The following is a 16,562-nucleotide window of genomic DNA, read 5'->3' on the forward strand; positions in this document are numbered from 1 at the left end:
CATCACATCCCTTTACTGACGGATAGTAGACGATATGATGGCGCGGCGCAGGATATGTTTTTTACAGTTGAAAAAAAGCACAAAAGAGCGTGGCCTGTATTCGGCTTGAGTTCCAACCGCATTTAGGCGGTAAAATACATGTCCGTCTCCAGACCGAGGAAAAGGGGGGAAATAGCACGTATAATTTTGAACTACGAAGATTTGAAAGGAGCACATCTCACATGAATGCTGAAACCCTCATCGGTTATGGGTTCGCTGCTATTATTATTGTTTTAGTTATTTGGTTAAGAACGCGTGGTAGAGCGAAGCCGATTCGCTTTAAAGGACGCGGGATGCTGGTCCCAGTGGTCCTATTATTGATCGTTTTTGGACTCAGCATTAGCTCATTGACGCATATTCCGAATCATCCGTTCCATGTCCCTGCTTGGTGGGAGTTTCTATGTGCAATAGTGCTCGGCGCAGGACTTGGCAGCATTATGTTGTACCATACGGGGTATGAGAAGCGGGAGGACGGGTTCGTCTATTCGAAGCCTAACAAAAACTTTAAGTACGTTATCGTCGCGGTCATCGCGTTTCGTGTGGTGTTGTCGCAGTATTTCAAAAGCCTGGATTACACCGAATTCACGGTGTTAACGATGGTTATGGCGTATCTGTACATTTGTGTATGGCGGATCGGCAGTTTTCTCAAATACCGTAAAGTTAGCGCGAGCTAACAGTATATGATAATAAGGGCACCGAGGGGCCAATGTCATTAAGAAAGCTAAAATGACATTGTGCCCAAGGGGTGCTCTTTTCACGTTTTCATTCCGATTATCGTGTCGAGTGGTGGAGGATTCTGATATAATTTGAGGATCATAACTAGATGCAGACACACATTTCATAGAGGAAAGCTAAGGGAGTGCGAGCGGGATGTCATCTTTACCCCAAGGAATTGTTACGTTCGTTTTTACAGATATTGAGGGAAGTACGAAACTGTGGGAGGCGCACCCTGTGGAGATGCAGGAGGCGCTGCGGCAGCACGATGAGATATTAACGACGAACTTCGAGGAGCATGGCGGTATCGTGGTCAAACATCGTGGTGAAGGCGACAGCTTCTTCGTCGTCTTCACGGTGGCTTCTCACGCGTTGCAGGCCGCAGCGGCTGTGCAAAAGAAGCTTGCTGAAACCGCATGGCCGATCCCCCAGCCGATCTGTGTGCGCATGGCGGTGCATTCGGGTGAAGCGGAGCTGCGCGATGGCGACTATTACGGCGTAACTGTCAACCGCTGTGCGCGTCTTCGGTCCATCGCGCATGGGGGGCAGGTGGTAGTCTCAACAGCGACGGTGGAGTTGGCGAGGGTGCTTGAGACTCAAGAGCTGCAACTCATCAATCTGGGGACGCATCGGCTCAAGGATATTGCCACGCCCGAACAGGTATTTCAACTTACGTCCCCTGGCTTAAAGGAGGAGTTCCCACCGCTGCGCTCCTTGCAGGGACCTGTTAATCCGCTGCCGATCCAAGTGACTCCGTTCATCGGCAGGGAGCAAGAATTAAGTGAGCTGCATGAGCGTCTAACCCACACGCGTTTGCTTTCGGTACTAGGTCCAGGAGGCGCAGGCAAAACGCGCTTAGCTATACAGCTGGCAAATGAAGCGATGACCAATTACCCAGACGGGGTCTGGTTGGTTGAATTAGCACCGATACAAGAGCCAAGCTTGCTATACCAAACGGTAGCGGCTGTGTTCGGCCTCAAGGAGGGCCAGCAGCAGTCGATCAAAGAAGCTTTAATCGAGTACCTCGGTACCAAAAAGTTGTTACTGGTGCTAGACAATTGCGAGCACCTCATCGACGCCAGCGCGCAGTTAGCTGCTCATCTGCTCCAAACCTGTCCTCAGTTGCAAATGATCGTGACGAGCCGAGAGCCCTTGACGATCACAGGGGAAACGCTGTGGCGGATTCCGTCTCTTTCCTTGCCAAATCCGGAGGAGCAGCACTCGGTCGAGCAGCTCCTGGCATACGAAGCGGTTCGCCTGTTCGTCGATCGGGCTCAGGCGGTACAAGCCAGCTTCACGGTTACGAAGCAAAACGCCGCCGCTGTGGCCGACATCTGCGCTCGGCTTGATGGCATTCCGCTTGCGCTGGAACTGGCTGCCGCAAGAGTCAAAGCGCTCAGCGTGGAACAAATTGCCGCGCGCTTGGCCGAGAGCTTCCGCCTGCTTAGCGGCGGCGATAGGACGCGTCTCCCGCGCCAGCAAACGCTGCGTGCCTTGATGGACTGGAGCTACCAACTGTTGAACGAGTCAGAGCGCATGCTTTGGCGCCGCCTATCGGTGTTTGCGGGGAGCTTTTCTTTGGAGGCTGCTGAAGCGGTAAGCAGCGGAGACGGTGTGGACGACTTTGAAATCGTCGATATCCTGAGCCAGCTCGTTGATAAATCGCTCGTCCAATCGGAAGGACGCGATGGAGAGGTTCGATACCGTCTCCTAACGACGATACGACAATATGGGCAGGAGAAATTGCTTGAAGCTGGCGAACAGGAAGAGCGGATGGCGTTATTTTGCGCGTACTATGTGACGTTTATTGAGCATACGGCTGGAGGCATGCACACCCCTCATATGCAAGGGTCTACAGTGAAGGAATGGACGCGTGAATTGTCTAATCTGCGGGTAGCCATGGATTGGAGCCAGCAGTCTGCCGCGTCACAGCCGAACATGATGGAGCAGGCTGGGCGGTTAATCTCCGCCACCGACAGCTTCTGGTCGATGCTGGGAATTACCCGTGAAGGGCATGACAGGCTGCAGATTTGGTTGGAGGGACCGCAATCCAGAGACTTCCCTCATACGCGAGTCCATGCACTCCTGACGGCTGTGAATATGACTTATCTCGTGGATCAGCAGCGAGCCATTGCGTATATCCAAGAGGCGTTGTCTCTCGCAAACAGTCTCGGCGAGCCATCCTTGCAGGCAAAAGCGCTGTATTATATGGCGTTAGGTTGCCACGTCTTAGGACAATATCAGCAGGCGGTGGCACTTTTTGATCAAGCGTATGTGATTCTCAAAAGCCTGAATGCCGACTGGCAAATCTCCTCCTTGCTGAGGTTCAAAGCCATTGCACTCGTCAACCAATCGCAGGATGCCGAGGCGCGTCTTATCATCGAAGAAGGCTTGCAACTGTGCCGGCGGCTGGGCGATCCGCATGAAGAAGCAGCGTTATTCCGCATGCTAGGGTCATTGGCTTTGAATGAAGGACGTGTGGATGAGGCGAAGCGTTACTATCGAGAAAGCATGGTGACGACTTGTGAGTTAGCGGACAAAATGTGTACCCTAAGCGGCTTAGGCGGCGTCTCGCTCATCGCCGAAGCCATGGGTGAAGCTCAGCTTGCCGCTTGGCTAGGCGGCGCATACAAGGAGCTTTCTACCTCCATTGGAGGTGGTATGAACGTCTGGCTGCATCGATCTTCAGCCGACATCTGGGCGGCATTAGAAACCGAACAGCCCGCTGCTTGGAGCAGCGGGCGAGAAGCTGGATATGACGAGGCTATCGCTAGGGCGAGAGCCGTGGTTGCGGAGGGGTAGTTGAGTGGTTCGTGGAGTGAATCATGAAAAGTGCTGGTGAGTGCCACGATGTCCTTTGGGATTTGTGGCACTTTTTTTATATTTGCATTAAGTGCGTTAGCTAGTTTGAACCAAACATGGCGCCGGGCGCAGGTGATGGCGGGAACAGAGGATGTATTCCCGCCCACACGCTATCTCACGCCGACCCCATCACCCCGCGCAACCAACCGATGCACCACCCCAATATACACAAGATCCGCTGCGGTCGTCAGCACACAAAGCAGCAGGAGCAGCAACGACTCTGGAAACAGTGAGTAGCAGAGAACGGATGCGCAAAGGGTGCCTAGCATTTTATAATACGCGATATAAATGGACTGGCCTTTCAGTCCTTGCTTGAAGGGCAGCCCCACGAACAGGACGGACATCATCAGGTTGATGCCGAAGGCGGTATATTTGCCCATGGGATCATGGAATTCGACGACCATGCCGACATGAAGCAGCAAGGAGATGACGAGGAGCGAGAAGATCGCTGGCAGCAGCAGCCGAGGCGGATACTGGCGCCCAGCATAGTAGACCGCTTGAAACAGGATAACGCAGTCGAGCAGAAACCAAATGAGCGAAATGATCATCTGCCCCTTGTGAAAAGGCATCACGAACGCGAACAGGAACTCCCACGTAATGTTAGCGCAAATGGCAGGCAGCGGCAAGCCGCTAGCCTTATCCTGGAACCCCTGGATAATGATCAGGATATAAGTGATTGTCCAAAAAACAGCTAGTCCAACTTGCAAAAAGAGCTCCATCTGCTCGGATAAAAGGTGCTGCATCGCCATCGTGGAAGGCACATCCTTTCAAGGGTGTCTCCTTCCATGTGTATGTACGGCCCTACGAAAAAATCCCTCGCCAGCCCATAGGGCTATTGGGGGATTTGGATTAGACGTTGATGCCATTTTGCCGTGCATAGACAATGAGATTCAGCCAAGCCAATTCCGTAGGAGAGAGGGCGTGGTTGTACGCTTTTTCAGCCCATTGGTGATCCGTAAGGACGCCTTTCTTATACAAGCCATCGAGGGCATCGCTTAACATTTTCCACTGCCAGTCGTTCTCTAGTTGCATAGGTTTTGCCATATCTTCTTCCTCCTTCTCTGTCGCTAAACGAAAACCAAGCTGCTCGTTATCCTTCAGGCGGCGGATCAGCTTGTCCGCATAGTTCGGATCGACGGCCCAGCCTGCTGCAGCAATCGCACGAATCTGTGCTTCTTCCGTCGTTTTTAATTTGACGCCTGCATATCTGCCGTTATTCTTAATAAAATCCACATACCCGGTCACAGGGTCATCGTAGCGGATATAGTAGCCGCCTTCCGCCGCTGGACGTGCCGTTCCTCTTATCGCTTCGGGCATATAGTTCTGCCAGGTTTGGCCTGCAATGTTGTTATTTTTTACAAAGTTGTTACTCCGAAAATCCCCCGTTTCATGCTGCCATTGCGCAAGGATAACAGTAGGGAACCAGCCGACCTGCTCGCTCGCTGTTTTTGCCCTTTCCCACCAATACTTCAGATCCACTTCAATTCATGCCTCCTTCCTAGTTTGCTAGTTTCCACGCACTATATTTAATGCATTTTTCCTGAAAATGTACGGGCTGTTTGTCGGTTTTGTGACGAAAAAGGGGATCTATTAAGAAAATTAACAAGTGGTTAATAGTTTCTATTGAATGTTCTTCACATTTGCCCGATATGATAGGTTGGGATCAGGAGTTAGAGAGAAATTATAAAAATGAACGGTCGGAGGATTCACATGCAAGGAATAGAGAAATGGCTAGGTTGGAGTAAACGTATTGGGATTAAAATGAAATTACGTCAGAAATTGATCGGGTCTTTCGCGGTGGTGCTGCTGTTTATGGGCATTCTAGGGCTGAGTGATATGGTTCGAATGAAGCATATGAAACAGGATATGGCGAGTATTGCGCAGGACTGGATGATGGGCTCGCAATTGATTCAGGAATTCAGCTATTTGACAGAGCATTTCGCGAAGGATCTTCTGGTGTTGCGCAGTGCCCCAGATAATGCGACGAAGCTGGATATTGAAGCGACACTGGTTAAAGGTGACAGAGCACTGCAGAGCTACCAAGATGCACTGTCAGGACAGGAAGATGAGAAAAACTTCTTAATGATTATGGAGCGTTGGGGGAAGTTGAAAACCGACTACGCCTCCTTCAGCAAAGCAACGGATTCTCAAGAGAAAGACAAGCTGTACGATGAGCTGATCCAGAGCTACAACAGCGTGCAAAACATTTGCCGCCTCATGGTAACGTTCAATCAGCAGGGGGCTAATGATAGTGTAGCTGCGAATGCGGAGCAGTATCGAAGCAGTATCGTGAGCGCGATTATCTTGTTGGCCGTTGCGGTCATAGTGTCCATGGCGATTAGCTGGGTTATGATTATGAACATTACCAAACCTGTCATTGCCGCATCCCACGTGCTGGATCGCATGGCAGAAGGGGATCTGACCGTGGAGGAGCTGCGGTTCAAGAATAAGGACGAGATTGGCGTGTTGGTGGGTGCGGTGAACGGCATGACGCGCCAAATCCGCGGTGTGATGAGCCGTATGCAGGAATCATCGAGCGCGGTAGCTGCATCGTCCGAACAGTTATATGCCAGCTCGGAGCAAAATAGCGGGGCTTCCCAGCATGTCGCGGTCGACATTCAGACGATTGCAGCGGAAGCTGAAACACAGCGCCTGAATGCGCTGGAATGTGCGCGTGCGATGGATGAGATTGCGATTGGCGTACAGCGCATTGCGGAAACAACGTCCGATGTATCGGATCTGTCCATCCATGCCACAGAGCAAGCACGGAATGGGCAAGAGGACATTCATTTGGTCACAACAAGCATGCATGCTCTGAGCAGCACCGTGACGCAAGCGAATCAGACGATTCATCAGCTGGCTGAGCATTCGCAGCACATTGGCAAAGTATCAACGATGATCGGCGAGATCGCGACCCAAACGAACCTGCTTGCCTTAAATGCGGCCATTGAAGCGGCGCGTGCAGGAGAGAGCGGCAAAGGCTTTGCCGTGGTTGCGGAAGAAGTTCGCAAGCTGGCTACGCAAACTGGGGAATCCGTTGGTGCCATCCGTACCGTCGTCACGAACATCCAGAAGGATACGCAAGAGGCGGTGAAAGCGATGGATGCTGGACTCGCCGAGGTGCACAAAGGGCTTCAGTCCGTGGATCGGACCGAGCTCAGCTTCCAAGCGATCGTTCGTTCCGCCGAGGAAGTCGCCGCCAAGATCCAGGAAACGGCAGCGGCTGCTCAGCAGATGGCAGCGAGCTCGCAGCAAGTGGCTGCGACTGTGACGAACATGGAGCAGGTGGCCCGAATCACCTCCGAGCTATCGCAAAACGTTGCTGGCGCAACCGAAGAGCAGCTGGCTTCCGCGCAGGAAGTGACATCCTCTTCGCAGATGCTCGCGAGCATTGCCCAAGATTTGCAGGACATGATTAATACGTACAAAATGAACTAAAACTACAAGAGGGTGTTCCTATAATGGGGGCTCCCTCTTTGGTTTTGGAGAACAATGAGGGGCAGCCAGTGGAAATAAGCACCTGCGGAGGTCCTAAATGGCGCGAAGCATTGGATTCGAGGTAGATAAGCACTCTGTGGTCTTATCGGTGCTAAGGTAATCTGAGTACCCAGTGGTTCCACTTGCTTAGCTAGTTTACGCAACATTTGCCTCGGGCGATCCCCATGATTTAAACTAACAAAGACTGGAAAAATAACCACCAAACAAAGGATGGAACCCTGCATGAATATGATCACGAACCAGCTTTCAATGAATGATTTGAAACGGTTTAAGCACGAAATTACGCGGTTCATGATGACGTATAAGTTTGCCCTTGATGAGATGGAAACACGCATTGATATCCTCGTGCAAGAATTCGAAATGCTGCATGAATATAACCCGATTGAACACACGAAGTCTCGTTTGAAATCGCCGGAAAGTATTTTTCGGAAGCTGAGCAGAAAAGGGGGAGACCTCTCCTTTGAAGGCATCAAAGGCAGCGTCAAGGACATTGCGGGTATGCGTATTACGTGCTCGTTCGTCTCGGATATTTATGTCATCGCGCAGATGTTGCGCAGTCAGACGGATCTCAATATTTTGAGTGAAAAAGATTACATCAAGAACCCCAAGCCGAATGGCTATCAGAGCCTCCATTTGCTCCTCGAAGTGCCTGTTCATATGTCTGACCGCCAAGAGCGCGTCTGTATGGAAGTACAAATTCGTACCATTGCGATGGACTTTTGGGCTAGTCTCGAGCATAAAATTTTCTATAAGTTCAATGAGGGCAACCAAGCTGTACCAGGGCGTCTGTTGGAGGAGTTGAAACAAGCCGCAGCAGCCGCGGCAGCGTTGGATGTTCAGATGGAACGACTTCACGCGGAGATCGGAGTGATCAAGAGCGAGCAGGTGGATATGGCCGAGGAAGCGATGAATCAGATCATGATTAGCAATCAGAAATTTGCTTTGCCGAAGGCGCTGCTATCGTTGATGGCGGATGATAGGGAGTAGTTGGTAATAAGGTAATCAAATGTTGCATGGCAATTCGTGCTACAATAGAAGTATTGGATTAAGAAGGGTGCGAGAACATGCAATTATTTGAAGACTGGAATCAGAAAGTGAAGACAACATTTAACGCAACAAGTAATGAAGCGGTCCTTACGGTTATGGAAGCAGGTAAACTATTAGGTCTATCTAAGGATCAAATGAAGCAGTATGTGGATAAAAACAATCTAACGAAAGTGCCCATCATGAGAAGTGTGCATCGTTACCTCTTATTAGAGAGTGAGATTACTAAGATTGCGGGGAGATAATGAAATGATTGTTCAAAATTATACCAATCACAAACGCTTGCATCCCTTGTTTCACTTTGTTTTCACATTGTTAACAGTGGGACTAGTCGTCTTGTCCATCACGCAGTTGGTCCAAGCTCTACGCGATAATGAGCAAGTGATGCCTGCGATACTGTTTGTGCTGCTTGCCCTAATCGTGGTCGTGATCTTGCTAATTATTCGCTCTTATCCGCTTAAAGCGCAGGATCGCGCCATCCGGGCCGAAGAGAACCTCCGTCATTATGTGCTGACAGGCAAGCTGCTCGACAAGAAGTTGACGACAGCCCAAATTACAGCATTGCGTTTTGCCTCCGATGAGGAGTTCCCAGGCCTCTGCCAGAAGGCAGCTGCCGAGCGCATGACGCCAGACGCAATCAAGAAAGCCGTTCGCAGCTGGAGAGGCGACCACGAACGAATCTAATAATGGAAAAGACACATCTGAGGATGTGTCTTTTTTTATTTCTGTAGCGCGCCACAAGCCCACTCCCCATCTCCACTAGCAAAATAGAAGCGGTCAACCACCGCTATCCGCCACAAAACTAGCTAATTCCCGAAAATAAGAGTGGTCAACCACTCTTAAATACCCCCGTAGCCGGCAAATCCAACCTCCAACCCACATTTAGAAGCGGTTAACCACCGCTATTTCCACCAAAACTAGCTAAATCCCGAAGATAAGAGCGGTCAACCACTCTTAACCTGATCGACTACTCTATTCGACAAAAACTGAAATGAAATCGAGTGACCAGCGCCGTTTTTTGTAGAAAAAATAGTTATGATTTCCTAGGACTTCTGGTACAATTTCAGTAGAAGATCAGACTTGAATGGATAAAACGAGGTGCCCCGTGAGCAGCATTAGCCGAACCTATCAATCCCTTATACATAAAATCACAGAAGAAAAGAAGGAATACCGAAAGGTATTCCTGTTGTTCACCTATCTCTTTTTCGTTGTGTCAGCTTCCACGATTGGCAGGACCGCGGCGGATACGCTTTTTTTGAGCCGTTTTGATAATTCCTATCTGTCCCTGATGTATTTGCCGCAGGCGATTGTGATGATTACGGCAGGCATCGTGTTCCAGCGATTCTCACCCAAAGTCCGCCTCGAGAGCTTGCTGAAGGTCATGATTCCGCTCATTTCCTTGCTCGTTCTCGTTTCCAGATTCGGCGTCGGCCTTGAGCTGCGCTGGGTGTTTCCCGTCATTTATATCCTCTACGACGTGTTCAACTTTCTGATGATCGTGTGCTTCTGGCAGTTCGCCACATCCGTCATGGACCAACGCAAGGCGAAGCAGATGATTGGACTCGTTGGCAGCGGGGGCTTGATGGGTGGGATTTTGAGCGGTTTTGGTTTAAAAATACTCGTTCCACTCGTGGGCACGGCGAATCTGATTTTCATCTATGCGGTTCTTCAGTTACTAGGCCTCTCAGCCGTCTATGTCATTCTAGGTAAGAAAAAAGAAAGTGCTGAATCCAAGCCAGCACCCGTACGCGCCCCATCGTCGAAGTCAACGGTCCAACCGAAGGGTGGTCTCTTCGCCAACGTCCCGCATCTCAAATATGTGGCGATTCTCGCTGCTGCTTTGGTCGTATCGCTAACCTTAATCGACTACCAATTCAAAGTCATTCTGCGCGGCACCTTGCAAAACGAAGCATTAGCCGGCTTCATGGGCAGCTTCTACGGCTTCTCGGGGTTGATCGCACTGGGTGTGCAGCTTTTCGTCTCGGGACGTGTCATTACGCGCTTCGGCGTCATGACAGCTCTGTTAATCTTCCCGATTGCCCTACTGGCGGGCAGTCTTGGAATTCTCGTCCTGCCGATTCTGGCGATGGCAGTCGTCGTCAAAGGCAGTGACAAAGTCGTTGGCGACACCATTTACTCGTCGGTCAGCCAGCTCGTTATGTTCCCTGTTCCACCTGAATGGCGGGGCAAAGCGAAGGGATTCCTCGACGGAATCGTCCGTAACGGTGCCAAAGGGCTTGCGGCGATCTGTCTGCTGTTGGTGACTCGTTTTGTTGCCCCAGAGGAGTTAAGTTACATCGTGCTCGCACTGCTGGTGGTGGGCATCTTTGCGGGTGTTAAGGTGAAGAAAGCGTATTTATCGACGCTGCTCTCTAATCTCAAAACAGGCGGCGACGACTTTAAAAAGGTCGAGCTGAATCTGATGGATACGGTCACTCGGCAAATTCTCATCGATACCTTGAACGGCACGGACAAGCAGCAAGTATTATACGCGTTCGGATTGCTAAAGGAAACGAATTCGTTCGATCTGACGCCTCATCTCGATGGGCTGCTGCATCATCCAATTGTGGAATTGCGCTTGGAAGCGTTGGCCTATGTGGAACAAAAGGTGCCAGAGGGCTTCGAACCTGTTCTCATATCACTGATTGCATCGGAGGATACGCAGGTCAGAGCCAAGGCATTAATCGCTTTAGCAGCCTATGCGGATGATGCCTACATCGATGTGATTAGCCCGTATTTGGAATTTTATGAGGTTGATGTTCAAGCGGCGGCGATTGCAGGTTTAGTCAAATATTACAGCATTGAAGGCATGTTCCGTGCCGTTGGAAAGCTGAAAGATATGATGGAAAGCGGGTATGAAGAGGAACGCATTGCAATGGCAGGGTTGTTCGGCCAGATTCGTGTGAAAAACTTCTATAAACCGCTCATTTCTCTCCTGAAGGATAACTCTCCACAAGTGCGAAACCGGGCGTTGGAATCAGCAGCGATTTTACACGTTCCGCCTTTGATTATCCCGATTATTGGCTTGTTAAAAGACAGCAAAACCCGGCGCGCCGCCACGGACGCCCTTGCGGCGTATGATGAGGTGGATGTGCTGCCGAAGCTGGCCCCGTATCTCGAGCTGGAGCAAGTCAGCCTGTATTTGCCAGCTGTCTATGAACGGATCGGCACGCAAAGCGCGAGGGATACGCTGTTCGGAAGTTACCAGGCAGCGCCGTACGCTTTGCGCGACCGAATCTTGCAAGCGCTGCAGCGCATGAGCAAAGGGCTTCCAGGGCTTGATGCACGGAAAGTGGAGGCATACATTTTCCAAGAGTTGGAGTTATACGGTCAATTCGCCGAGCACGGAGCTTGCTTAGTGGGTGGAGAAGACTATGCCGACATTGTGAAGATGATTGACGAGATTCGCACCGCGATTAGTCGGCGGGTGTTTCAGCTCCTATCCCTCATCCATGATAGTCAGACGATGCAGGCTGTATATTTAGACTGGTCGGAGGGCGACTCCCGCCAGCAGGCCAACGCGGAGGAAGTCATCGATCAGACACTGCAAAGTGCTTTGCGAACCGAGATGGCTAAGCTGATGGCAGGCTCACGTAAGCTGACTAAGGCAGTTGTGAGCAGCGTTGATATGAATTTGCATTTGGGTTGGTTGTCCGAGCAAGGCGACAGCTGGCTGACGCAAACGATCTGCTTCTATCAATCGCGGCAAAAGGGGGCAGCAGCGGACAATGCGGAGCTCGCCGATCTGATGCATCGCGTCCAGCTGCTTCGCCGAGTTTCCCTTTTCCAAGGGCTGACGAGCAGGGACTTGTCTCTGATCGCGAAACGGATGCGAAGAATGACGGTCAACCAAGGAAACACCATCATCCGAGAGGGTGATCCTGGCGATTCCCTCATGCTGGTCGATGAGGGTCGAGCTAGTGTGAGCCGCAAAGACCAGCTCATCGGAGAGCTCCAGCTTGGTGACTGCTTCGGTGAAATGGCAATACTCACGAATAGTGCTCGTACAGCCACCATCCGAGCTGAAGAGGATATGGTGCTGTGGCGATTAGATTCTGTTGTGTTTTATGACATGATGTTTGATCAGAGCAGCATTGCGGTTGAAATGATGAAGCTGCTGTCTCGCAGACTGCGGGCTGAGCTAGAGCGCGGGCGTGAGCAGGCGAAGGCGCGGGAGCAAGAGCAAGAGCAAGAGCAAGAGCAAGAGCAAGAGCAAGAGCAAGAGCAAGAGCAAGAGCAGCCAGCTGGGCCTGGTTCGGCCCAGGCCCAGCTCGCGCAGGCGCTGGCGGAAGCGGCTCCGACTTTGGAGTCGGCGGAGGCGAAAGATGGCGCCAACTTAACGCGGGACGAGGTCATCCTGCGACGCATCCTCGTCTTGCAGAAAATCGACTTATTCGCCCACCTGGCGCCAGATGATTTCATCTGGCTGGCGCAAATGGTGGAAGAAGTCGCCTACAATCCTGGCGAAGCGATCTGCCGCGCTGGTGACTTCGGCGATACGATGTACGCCATCATCGAGGGCGGCGTACGCGTGCACCGCGGCAGCGATGAATTTGCGCTGCTGCGAGAAGGCGCCTTCTTCGGCGAGATGGCGATTATCGACAGCGGCCCTCGCTCTGCGGACTGCACCGCCAAGGAAGCAACCGTCCTCCTGCATCTTCACCGCGATTTGGTGCTGAGCTTCTGCTTCCAGAACATCGATGTGCTGCGCAGCATGATGCGCGTCATTGCAGAGCGCCTGCGCGGGATGAATTAGCGCAGCGCACGAACACATACAAAAGGATGCCAACCGTAGGAACGGATTGGCATCCTTTTTTGAACCCGCAGTTATGTTGTATGACATACAACATTATACAGATATTTAGGGGCGGATCCCCCAAAAATCATTGGGGGGAAGGTGCGTATAAATGAAAAGCACCCGACGGGTGCTTCAATGACTTGCTATGGTTGCCGCGCTCACAGCGCGTACACACTTTTGATAATAATTTCGGGCAGTTCTGCGCGTTGTGCCAAGTATTGCTCAGGCGTGATGCTGCCTTGGAAGAGCCGCTTCTGCAGCAGCTCTGTTAACTCGGCAAGTTGAAGCTCGATCACCTTTTGGACATCGACTTGATTCGCTTTGGCAATATCGGCTAAGGAGAAGCCATTGGTCTGCGCCTTGTAAATGTCTTCCTCGGAGGATAGCTTCAGGACATGCAATAAATCTTCTCTGGTTGGATTAGTATCACTTGTACGAATAACAATCTCCACCCCTACAGATCGTGTACTCTAGTGTATTCAAAGGAAAGCCAAGTGGAATGGGGGGATATCTAGTATTGTAAAGGATTATAAATGAAATGGGCCGCGGGGAGGCATATTAATTAACAGACCACGATGGCTGCAACTCATTACAGTAGGCAAGGAGTGAATCTCGATCACGTGAAAATCATGCGAATTCTCATCGCTGCCCTCGTCTTGTTCGCGGGCCAAATGACGCTGACATCTGCCGATGGCACGTATCATTTCGGATTCAAAAAAAGTGTAAACGGACAACCCCCCTCCATTGATGAAGAGGGCTTCAAGGGGCTGCTCAAGCAGCATGGCGCTGTTTTTACAGGCGATCAGTCGCAAAAGGAATTGTATCTAACCTTCGATAACGGGTACGAACAGGGCTATACGGGTCGTATTTTGGACGTGTTAAAAGAGAAGGGCGTGCCTGCTATTTTTTTCGTAACAGGTCATTATATTCGGTCTGAGCCAGAGCTGCTCAAGCGCATGGTGCAGGAAGGGCATCTCGTCGGGAACCATTCGTGGAGCCATCCCGATATGAGCCAAATTTCGGCGGAGCGCATTCAGAAGGAGCTTACGCAAGTGAAGGATGAAGTGGCTGCGATCACGGGGCAAAAGGAGATGCGATATCTGCGCGCGCCGCGGGGCATCTTTAATAACCGTTCGCTCGCGGTCAGCCAAGGGCTGAACTACACGAATGTGTTCTGGTCCGTTGCGTATCGCGACTGGGAGCCTAAGCAGCAGAAGGGCTCTGCCTATGCGTTCAAGAATGTCATGGCCCAGCTGCACCCGGGCGCTGTCATTTTGCTGCACTCCGTATCTCAGGATAATACAGAGGCGCTCGGTGCCATTATTGACGCCGCTAGGGCGCAGGGCTATCAATTCAAGAGCCTGGATGAGATGAAGCAGCATACGCCGTAAGCCAAACACCCCCCTTAGCGGAAGCTAAGGGGGGTGTTTGTTAGTGGCGAGTTAGGTAGCTAGGCTATTTTCAATCTTGGCTTCTGATTTCTTTTGTGATATCCAAGCTTGTGAAAGTGTAGAGATTTGTTCATCGACTAGTTTTTCTTTAATTGACTCTTTTTTCTCCTCTAGGGTAGGCGTGGTTGCCGCCTTGTGATTAGTAACTTTAACGATATCGTAGCCCGTCGTCGTTTGAACTGCGGAGCTTAAGCCCCCTGCTTGCAGGGCAAATGCTGCTTTCTCCACCGCAGGATCGACTTGTCCAGCTGAGATATAACCAAGATCTCCGCCTTTATCCTTCGTAGCCGTATCCGTGGAACTCTCCTTCGCTAGCGCGGCGAAGTCACTGCCGTTTTTCAGCTTCGCCAGAATGGCATCTGCTTCTTCCTTCGTGGCAACAGAGATATGAGCAGCCTGAACTTGTTCAGGCGTTTTCAGCGTTTCCAAGTTCTCGTCATAGTATTTCTTGATGTCATCATCGGTCACTTTAACTTGCGGCTCCAAAATCTTTTTGAGCATGACTTGCGTCTTCATACTCTTTTTCAAATCGTCCAGCGTCATATTGTAATTGGTCAGAGCCTTATTAAACTCCTCATCTGTACCGAACGAGGCTTTGACGGTTTGAAGTTCTTTCGTAATATCCGCCTCAGTAAGTTCAATGCCTGCCTTCTTGCTCTCTTGATTAATAAGCTCTTCAGTAATCATGGAATCGAGCGTTTGTGCGCCTCCGCTTGCAACCAATGCGTCATAAAGCTGTGTCGAAGTGATGCTGACTCCGTTGACTTTGGCGACGGATTTGGCATTGTCGGACTTAGAAACAGGTGGGAAGAAGGAAGCGTAAGTAATGAAACCAACTAAAAGGACAGATGATGTCCATATCCATTTACGATTGCTATTTTTTGAACTCATGGGAGTGATTCCTCTCGTGTTGTGGTTATTTGTAGGGCTTGTTCGATATCCCCATTATGATGGGTGATGCTGAAAGGAATATGAACGTAAGCTGAAGATTGGATGAATGGGAAGAGGGTCGCTACGCGTTAATTAATTGTGTGCAATTAATTTGTTGACAATATAAATTACGATGTGATAGCATGTGTATATCGAGTTGTTGTAAATTAAATTGTATGCAAATTAAATAAACGAATCGTCACAATGAAAGTCAAAGGAGGCGTTCCTATGCACCACAAAGCCATTATTATCGGGACAGGACCAGCGGGTTTAACTGCGGCAATTTACTTAGCGAGAGCGAATATGTCACCACTCGTCATCGAAGGGATTCAGCCAGGAGGACAGCTGACCACGACGACGGAAGTAGATAATTTCCCAGGCTTTCCGGACGGAATTACAGGACCTGAACTCATGGATAACATGCGGAAACAGGCGTTGCGCTTCGGCGCTGCCATTCAATCAGGACGCGTGAAAGAGGTTGATTTTGTTCATCGTCCATTTACCCTGTTTCTGGAGGATGGTGGGCAATTGACCGCGGACGCTGTCATCATTTCGACAGGTGCGACAGCTAAGAAGCTAGGCATCACGGGCGAGTCCGACAATATCGGCAAAGGAGTAAGTACGTGTGCGACATGCGACGGATTTTTCTTCCGTAACAAAAAAATCATCGTCATCGGCGGTGGCGACACTGCGATGGAGGAGGCCAACTTCCTGACGCGATTCGCCTCGGAAGTACGTGTTGTGCACCGAAGAGAAGAACTCAAGGCTTCGAAAATCATGCAAGCTCATGCCCGCGGCAACACCAAAGTGACGTGGAGCCTCGATCGGACGCCGCTGGAAGTCATGGCTGGACCGCTGGGCGTGACAGGACTGAAAGTCCGCAACAACACGACAGGTCAGGAAGAAGTGCTGGAGGCTGACGGAATTTTCTTGGCGATTGGGCATACCCCGAACACAGGCTTCTTAGGAGGCCAATTGCCGACAGATGAACTTGGCTATCTGCAAGTAATCCCAGGCACAGCACAGACGGCGATTCCAGGCGTGTTCGCATGCGGTGATGTGCAAGATCGCATTTATCGCCAAGCGATCACATCTGCAGGAAGCGGATGTATGGCTGCGTTGGATGCGGAGCGGTATTTGACTGAGCATGCTTCGGTGGAGCAGGAATTGCAAGTGCGTTAACACGAGAAACCAATGATTGCCGAGCAATAGAGTATCTATAGAAA

13 protein-coding genes are annotated in these 16,562 nt (G+C 50.8%); 9 read left to right on the forward strand and 4 right to left on the reverse strand.

The window, feature by feature from the left end:
* Nucleotides 1-221 precede the first annotated feature (221 nt).
* Nucleotides 222-713, forward strand: coding sequence for a CcdC protein domain-containing protein (locus MJB10_RS01610; protein WP_314800991.1), 492 nt, complete (start codon nucleotides 222-224; stop codon nucleotides 711-713).
* A gap of 196 nt (nucleotides 714-909) precedes the next feature.
* Nucleotides 910-3,555 (forward strand): adenylate/guanylate cyclase domain-containing protein, encoded by a 2,646-nt coding sequence (locus tag MJB10_RS01615; protein ID WP_314800993.1) that lies wholly within the window; start codon nucleotides 910-912, stop codon nucleotides 3,553-3,555.
* A 170-nt stretch (nucleotides 3,556-3,725) separates the two neighbouring features.
* On the opposite strand, the gene MJB10_RS01620 is transcribed toward MJB10_RS01615, so the two are convergent.
* Complete coding sequence (locus tag MJB10_RS01620) at nucleotides 3,726-4,364, reverse strand: transmembrane-type terpene cyclase (RefSeq protein ID WP_314800996.1); 639 nt, start codon at nucleotides 4,362-4,364, stop codon at nucleotides 3,726-3,728.
* A gap of 100 nt (nucleotides 4,365-4,464) precedes the next feature.
* Nucleotides 4,465-5,094, reverse strand: a complete 630-nt coding sequence (locus MJB10_RS01625; RefSeq protein WP_314800997.1) for a glucosaminidase domain-containing protein — start codon at nucleotides 5,092-5,094, stop codon at nucleotides 4,465-4,467.
* 231 nt (nucleotides 5,095-5,325) lie between these two features.
* Between MJB10_RS01625 and MJB10_RS01630 the strand changes: the two genes are divergently transcribed.
* The 5 genes from MJB10_RS01630 to MJB10_RS01650 all read left to right on the forward strand — a co-directional run bounded on the left by MJB10_RS01630 (nucleotide 5,326) and on the right by MJB10_RS01650 (nucleotide 12,913).
* Nucleotides 5,326-7,053 carry a methyl-accepting chemotaxis protein gene (locus MJB10_RS01630; RefSeq protein ID WP_314800999.1) on the forward strand — a complete coding sequence of 576 codons (1,728 nt, stop codon included), beginning with the start codon at nucleotides 5,326-5,328 and terminating at the stop codon, nucleotides 7,051-7,053.
* 282 nt (nucleotides 7,054-7,335) lie between these two features.
* A complete protein-coding gene (locus MJB10_RS01635) occupies nucleotides 7,336-8,100 on the forward strand; it encodes a GTP pyrophosphokinase (protein ID WP_314801002.1) in 765 nt (254 codons plus the stop codon).
* 77 nt (nucleotides 8,101-8,177) lie between these two features.
* On the forward strand, nucleotides 8,178-8,402 hold the full coding sequence (locus tag MJB10_RS01640) for a DNA-binding protein (protein WP_314801006.1): 225 nt from the start codon (nucleotides 8,178-8,180) through the stop codon (nucleotides 8,400-8,402).
* A 4-nt stretch (nucleotides 8,403-8,406) separates the two neighbouring features.
* Entirely contained in the window at nucleotides 8,407-8,841 is a 435-nt protein-coding gene (locus tag MJB10_RS01645) for a DUF6526 family protein (protein ID WP_314801009.1), read from the forward strand.
* A 421-nt stretch (nucleotides 8,842-9,262) separates the two neighbouring features.
* Nucleotides 9,263-12,913 (forward strand): Npt1/Npt2 family nucleotide transporter, encoded by a 3,651-nt coding sequence (locus MJB10_RS01650; RefSeq protein WP_314801011.1) that lies wholly within the window; start codon nucleotides 9,263-9,265, stop codon nucleotides 12,911-12,913.
* A 200-nt stretch (nucleotides 12,914-13,113) separates the two neighbouring features.
* Here MJB10_RS01650 and MJB10_RS01655 read toward each other — a convergent pair whose 3' ends face one another.
* Nucleotides 13,114-13,407, reverse strand: coding sequence for a hypothetical protein (locus MJB10_RS01655; RefSeq protein WP_314801014.1), 294 nt, complete (start codon nucleotides 13,405-13,407; stop codon nucleotides 13,114-13,116).
* A 177-nt stretch (nucleotides 13,408-13,584) separates the two neighbouring features.
* Between MJB10_RS01655 and pdaA the strand changes: the two genes are divergently transcribed.
* Complete coding sequence (gene pdaA, locus MJB10_RS01660) at nucleotides 13,585-14,346, forward strand: delta-lactam-biosynthetic de-N-acetylase (protein WP_397386605.1); 762 nt, start codon at nucleotides 13,585-13,587, stop codon at nucleotides 14,344-14,346.
* A gap of 51 nt (nucleotides 14,347-14,397) precedes the next feature.
* Here the strand turns inward: pdaA and MJB10_RS01665 are convergent, their stop codons facing one another.
* A complete protein-coding gene (locus tag MJB10_RS01665; RefSeq protein ID WP_314801016.1) occupies nucleotides 14,398-15,297 on the reverse strand; it encodes a peptidyl-prolyl cis-trans isomerase in 900 nt (299 codons plus the stop codon).
* A gap of 267 nt (nucleotides 15,298-15,564) precedes the next feature.
* Here MJB10_RS01665 and trxB point away from each other — a divergent pair, with 267 nt between their 5' ends.
* Entirely contained in the window at nucleotides 15,565-16,518 is a 954-nt protein-coding gene (gene trxB / locus MJB10_RS01670; RefSeq protein ID WP_314801018.1) for a thioredoxin-disulfide reductase, read from the forward strand.
* Nucleotides 16,519-16,562: the final 44 nt, after the last annotated feature.

It is taken from the genome of Paenibacillus sp. MBLB1832 (assembly GCF_032271945.1).
Lineage (GTDB): Bacteria > Bacillota > Bacilli > Paenibacillales > NBRC-103111 > Paenibacillus_E > Paenibacillus_E roseopurpureus.

Coding starts and splice junctions, on each gene's coding strand:
- MJB10_RS01610 (WP_314800991.1), top strand. CDS start 222: ATGAATGCTGAAACCCTCATCGGTTATGGGTTCGCTGCTATTATTATT.
- MJB10_RS01615 (WP_314800993.1), top strand. CDS start 910: ATGTCATCTTTACCCCAAGGAATTGTTACGTTCGTTTTTACAGATATT.
- MJB10_RS01620 (WP_314800996.1), bottom strand. CDS start 4,364: ATGGCGATGCAGCACCTTTTATCCGAGCAGATGGAGCTCTTTTTGCAA.
- MJB10_RS01630 (WP_314800999.1), top strand. CDS start 5,326: ATGCAAGGAATAGAGAAATGGCTAGGTTGGAGTAAACGTATTGGGATT.
- MJB10_RS01635 (WP_314801002.1), top strand. CDS start 7,336: ATGAATATGATCACGAACCAGCTTTCAATGAATGATTTGAAACGGTTT.
- MJB10_RS01640 (WP_314801006.1), top strand. CDS start 8,178: ATGCAATTATTTGAAGACTGGAATCAGAAAGTGAAGACAACATTTAAC.
- MJB10_RS01645 (WP_314801009.1), top strand. CDS start 8,407: ATGATTGTTCAAAATTATACCAATCACAAACGCTTGCATCCCTTGTTT.
- pdaA (WP_397386605.1), top strand. CDS start 13,585: ATGCGAATTCTCATCGCTGCCCTCGTCTTGTTCGCGGGCCAAATGACG.
- MJB10_RS01665 (WP_314801016.1), bottom strand. CDS start 15,297: ATGAGTTCAAAAAATAGCAATCGTAAATGGATATGGACATCATCTGTC.
- trxB (WP_314801018.1), top strand. CDS start 15,565: ATGCACCACAAAGCCATTATTATCGGGACAGGACCAGCGGGTTTAACT.